Raw genomic sequence first — 5337 nt, forward strand, 5'->3', positions numbered from 1 at the left:
ATGACGGCTTCGGTGCGCAGCGGGTTGATCTCGGAGACGGCGCCGACGAGCGTGGTCTTGCCGACACCGAAGCCGCCGGCGACGACGATCTTCGCGGAGGTGGTGGCGCGGGTGGGGGCGGCCGCGTTAGAGCTTGCGAAGTCCACTGAGGACCCTTTCGAGCAGCGTGACGTCGGGCTGGTTTCCGGATTCGCCGCCGGAAGCGGGCTGGTGGATGGCGACCAGGCCGGCCTCGGCCAGGTCGGCCACGAGGATGCGGGCCACCCCCAGGGGAAGGGAGAGCAGCGCCGAGACCTCGGCGACGGACTTCACCTCGGTGCAGAGGGTGCAGATCCGCTGGTGCTCGGGAAGCAGGGTGGCCAGGCGCTGCGGGTCGACGCTGGCGGAGACGAGTGCCTCCAGCGCCAGTTCGTAGCGCGGGCGGGTCCGGCCGCCGGTCATCGCGAACGGCCGGATCAGCGGGCCGGAGTCGTGGTCGTCCTCGTACTCCTCGGCGTACCCGGGCTCCTCGGCCGGCGCGTAGCCGGGGTCGGGGCTCTGGCCGGGGACGTGCCCGGGGCCGGCGTGCCGGCCGGGCAGGTGGCCGTCCTGGGCCGGGTAGCCGGCCGGGGGCGAGTCGTAGGAGGGCTGCGGCTGGGCGTACTGGCCGTACTGCTCCTGGGCCTGACCGTACTGGTGCTGCGGCTGTCCGTACTGCGGCTGTCCGTACTGCTGGCCGTACTGCTGACCGTGGCCGACGACGCCGGGGGCTCCGAAAGCGTCATGGCCTGTGCCAGGGTACGGAACGCCGTACTGGCCGCTGCGGTCGTCGGGCGGTGTCACGGTTCCTCTCCTCACAAGGTGCGGCGGTGCGGTGCGAGCTCGGGCACAGGTCCCCAGCCGGTGGTGCGAAGCCGTACAACGTCCGAACCCGAGCCCGCCGAAGCGGGCCCGGGGCGGCCGTGGAGGTGCTTCGAATACCAGGACGGTATCCGACGAACCGTCAGTGCAGGAGACTGCCCTGGAGTTCTGCGCGAAGTGCGGGGGTGAGGACGGCACCGGCGCGGTCGACGAGGAGGGCCATTTCGTACCCGACCAGACCGATGTCGGAGTCCGGCGAGGCGAGTACGGCGAGGGCGGAGCCGTCACTGACGGCCATCAGGAAGAGGAAGCCGCGCTCCATCTCGACGACGGTCTGGTTGACCTCGCCGCCCTCGAAGATCCGGCTCGCGCCGGAGGTGAGGGAGGTGAGGCCGGAGGCGACGGCGGCGAGCTGGTCGGCGCGGTCGCGGGGGAAACCTTCGGACATGCACAGCAGGAGGCCGTCCGCGGAGACCACCACCGTGTGCGACACCCCAGGGGTGTTGTCCACGAAATTGGTGATCAGCCAGTTCAGGTTCTGTGCGGCCTGGCTCATCTGACTCAACTCAACGCTCCTGGTGGTTCGAGCCGCCGAAGAGATCGGTGCTGCGGTTCTGCTGTCCGTTTCCGGACGGGTCTACCTGATCGGGGTCGATCCGGAAGCTTCCGGTGTTGCCGGCGCTGCGGCCCTGCTCCACACCGCGGCGCAGGTTGGTGAGGCGTCCACGAACCTCCTCGGGGCTGCGGGAGACCTGCGGCCCGTCCTGCGGAGTGGGCTTGGCGTTGCCGGCCACCAGGTTCTGCTTGGGCACCCGGCGGGGCAGGCCCGCCGGGGTGGTGCCACCGGAGGCGGGCGCGCGGAGCTGCTCGGCACGCTGCCAGGAGCCGTCGTTGGGCGACTGCCAGGCGGCGTTGGTCGGGCCGGTCGGTCCGGTGGGACCGTACCCGCCCAGCGCGGACACCTCGTGTCCGCGCGGTTCGGTCGGCGCCGAGGTGTCCTTGGCGCCGGCGAACCAGTTCGGGGTCTCGCCGGTGCCCTGGCCGCCGCCCGGGGCGGCAGCGGGGCCGCCGCTCGCGAGCTGCTGGCCGGGGCGGCGCTGCGGGAGGCCGGACGGCAGGGTGGTGGACGGCTCGGCCGCGGGCAGCGCCGGGGTCTCCGGGCTGTACGGGTGGCCGGCCGGGGCCTCCTCGGCCTGGTGGCCGTACTGCTCGTCGGCGTAGCCGTCGTTGTAGCCCTGGTAGTCCTGGTACTGACCGTACTGGTCGTCCTGGGCGGGGTTCTGGCCCTGGTTCTGGCCGTACTGGTCGTCGGCGTAACCCTGCTGCGGGAGTCGGCCGTAGGCGTCCGGGCCGTACCCGTCCTGCCCGTAGTCGTTCCGGGCGTACTCGTCCTGGCCGTACCCGTACTGCTCGTCGGCGTAGCCGGACCGGTCGTAGCCCTGCTGCCCGTACTGGTCGTCCTGGGCGTAGGTCTCGTCGTTGCGGCGGCCGTACGCCGGGTACTCGTCCTCGACCTCGGCGTCGACCACCGGGGGCATCTGCGCGGTCTCCGGGCCGGCCTCCAGGGCGGCGCGGCGGACCTGGTCGAGCCGCTGCGAGCGCTGGACGGCCTCCAGGGCCGGGCTGAACCCGCTGGAGCCGGCGCTGCCGGTCAGGTGGTCGTCGAAGCCCAGTTCGGCGGCGCTGCGCGGCTGGTTCTGGGCCGCGGCGGCCCAGTCGGCCTGGGCGGGCTCCTGGTCGGCGAAGATCCGGGAGACGGTGAACTGCTCCTCCGGCTCCGGCGCCGCGCCCATCTGGGTCAGGAACGGCGGCAGCATGACCAGCGAGGTGGTGCCCGCGGACTCGCCCGAGGGGCGGAGCTGGACGCGGACGTCGTGCCGCTGGGAGAGCCGGCCGACCACGAAGAGGCCCATGCGGCGGGAGATGGTGGCGTCGACCGTGGGCGGCTCGGCGAGCTTCTCGTTGATCTCGGCGAAGTCCTCGGCGGTGAGGCCGATGCCCTTGTCGTGGATCTCGACCAGCACCCGGCCGTCCGGCAGGCGGGTCGCGTTGACCAGCACCCGGGTCTGCGGGCTGGAGAACGAGGTGGCGTTCTCCAGCAGCTCGGCGAGGAGGTGGACGAGGTCGGTCACGGCGGCGCCGACGACCTCGGCCTCGGGGATGCCCGCGAGCTCGACGCGCTCGTACTGCTCCACCTCGGAGGCGGCGGCGCGGAGCACGTCGACCAGCGGGACCGGGGTGTTCCAGCGGCGGCCGGCCTCCTCGCCCGCGAGGACGAGCAGGTTCTCACCGTTGCGGCGCATACGGGTGGCCAGGTGGTCCAGCTTGAAGAGGTTCTCCAGCTGGTCCGGGTCGGCCTCGTTGTTCTCCAGGTCGGTGATCAGCGCCAGCTGGCGCTGGATCAGGCCCTGGCTGCGACGCGACAGGTTGGTGAAGATCGCGTTGACGTTCCCTCGGAGCAGGGCCTGCTCGGCGGCGAGCTCGACCGCCTGCCGGTGGACCTGGTCGAAGGCCCGGGCGACCTCGCCGATCTCGTCCCTGCCGTGCAGGGGGATCGGGGTGACCGAGGTGTCGACCCGCTCCGGGTCGGTCTTGGACAGCTTCTCGACCAGCTCCGGCAGGCGGTGGTCGGCGATCTCCAGCGCGGCGTTGCGCAGGGTGCGCATGCCGAGAATCATCGAGCGGGCCACGTAGCCGGTGAGGACACCGGCGAGGACCAGCGCGGCGAGCACGATCGCCGAGTTGAGGATGGCGTCGTAGAGCGCGTTGTCCCGCAGGTCCGCGGCGTCGGCGAGGACGTCGTCCAGCAGCGCGACCTCGGCGGTGCGCAGGGTGGCGATGTGGGTGTTGGAGGCCTGTTCCCAGTTCTCCTTGGTCAGACCGGCGTTCTTGGCCTCGCTGTACGCGGCGTCGGCGGCGGCCTTGCCCTTGGACTGGCCCTCCGCGGCGGCCTGGCTGTACGCGGCACCGAGGGCCATCAGGCCCTGCATGGTGGGCACGCTGCCGTTCGGCATCCGGAACGCGGAGCGCTGGTCGGCGACGGACTGGGCGACCTGGGCGTCGGAGTACCGCTTGGCGTCCTCGGGGGCGCTGCCGGTGTTGAACTCGGAGATCGAGACCTGCTCCAGCTTCTGGGAGACCAGGAGCTGCTGGATCAGGTCGACGTTCTCGTACCGGGTCGTGGACTGCGCGGATATGCCGACCAGCAGCTGGAGCATCAGCGCGCGCTGGGTCGAGGCCGAGGCCTTGGCCAGCGACATGGCGTAGATCGCGCGGCCCTTGCTGGTGATGTTGGTGCTGCCGAGGCCGACCGAGTTGTCGTAGGCCAGCAGCGGCGCGACCATCGTCGAGTAGGCGGACTGGGTCGCGGTGGCGAACAGCTGCGGCTTGTAGGCGTTGTCGCGCAGGTGCGGCAGGAAGATCACGAGGCTCTGGAAGGCCTGGTGGCGGTGGGGGAGCTCACCGGACTTGTCGGTGGCCTCGTAGGCCGCGTTGTACGCCTTGAGCGCGGCGTCCGTGGTCGCACGGGTCTTGACGACGTCGCCGTTCGGGTCCTGGCCGGTCAGGATGGGGCTGATCGTCTTGTCGCGCTCGTTCTCCAGCGCCTCGGCGAGCTCGGTGGCCGCCTTGGCCAGGCGCGAGGTCTTCTCGGCGCGCGAGGCCTTGACGTAGCCGTCGACCGAGGTGTTGACGCGCAGGCCGCCGAAGATCAGTCCGATGATCACGGGGATCAGCAGGATCGCGATCAGACGGGCCGGAACACGCCAGTTGCGGGGTCGGAGGAACTCGTACCGGCCGCCGCCCTTGGCACCGTTGCCGTCGTCCGCGGAGGCGCCGCTGCGGCGCTCCGTGGAGGGGGCCGGCGGCTGCGGCTTGGGGGCCGGCGGGCGTTCCTGGCCCGGCGTGAACGCGGAGAATCCGGCCTGGTCCGTTGCGTTACCGTTCGGCTCGCTCTGGCGGGGCTCGGAGCGCCGCTGCGGGGCGACTTGCTGCTTACGCCTCACTCGACAACAACCTCTCGGCCGATTGGCGGCCATGGATCAATCCAGCGCTACCCCTGGCAGTGGTCCGCTGCTGGGTGGGACTGCCGTACGGGATTTAGGGGTAGCTGGAATTTCAGCACGTGCAGGGATGGGGGACAAACAGCCGCTGACACCACCCTGCTGCGGCACATTTAGGACATTCGCCGACATGATGGCGCAAAACTGTGGTCTTCTGGCGCTGAGTGGCGCTGATTCGCCACGCAGAGTCACTGTTGATCACAAAATGCCTACCGAACTGTTATCCGCTGCTTATGCAGGGGTCTTGCGCGGGCCGCCCGGACGACACCGGCCCACATGCGCGGGTGCCCCGGTGTCCCGCCGGGGTGGGCGGGACACCGGGGCTGCCGGCCTGCGTGCCGTCCTACCGCAGGCGGGCGAGGAGGGCGTGTTCGACGAGGGTGATGAGGGCGCTCTTGGCGCTGTCGCGCCGTCGGGCGTCCAGGGTGACGACGGG

General features: G+C 71.1%; 3 protein-coding genes and 2 pseudogenes. All 5 read right to left on the reverse strand.

What is annotated here, in order from left to right:
* Nucleotides 1–146: pseudogene (locus ACZ6NC_RS41740) on the reverse strand (ATP-binding protein); the annotation flags it as partial.
* Nucleotides 127–822 (reverse strand): DUF742 domain-containing protein, encoded by a 696-nt coding sequence (locus tag ACZ6NC_RS41745; RefSeq protein ID WP_465739117.1) that lies wholly within the window; start codon nucleotides 820–822, stop codon nucleotides 127–129. The pseudogene ACZ6NC_RS41740 and the gene ACZ6NC_RS41745, both read right to left, overlap by 20 nt.
* Before the next feature lie 160 nt (nucleotides 823–982).
* Nucleotides 983–1396, reverse strand: coding sequence for a roadblock/LC7 domain-containing protein (locus ACZ6NC_RS41750; RefSeq protein ID WP_030057391.1), 414 nt, complete (start codon nucleotides 1394–1396; stop codon nucleotides 983–985).
* Nucleotides 1397–1406: 10 nt separating this feature from the next.
* Nucleotides 1407–4844, reverse strand: coding sequence for a sensor histidine kinase (locus ACZ6NC_RS41755; RefSeq protein ID WP_465739118.1), 3438 nt, complete (start codon nucleotides 4842–4844; stop codon nucleotides 1407–1409).
* Between the two features lie 400 nt (nucleotides 4845–5244).
* Nucleotides 5245–5337, reverse strand: a pseudogene (locus ACZ6NC_RS41760) (ATP-binding protein); the annotation flags it as partial.

Source organism: Kitasatospora sp. NPDC041988 (assembly GCF_055588525.1).

What these genes read in the sequence shown, in the direction of transcription:
- ACZ6NC_RS41750 (WP_030057391.1), bottom strand. Translation starts at nt 1,396, where the DNA reads ATGAGCCAGGCCGCACAGAACCTGAACTGGCTGATCACCAATTTCGTG.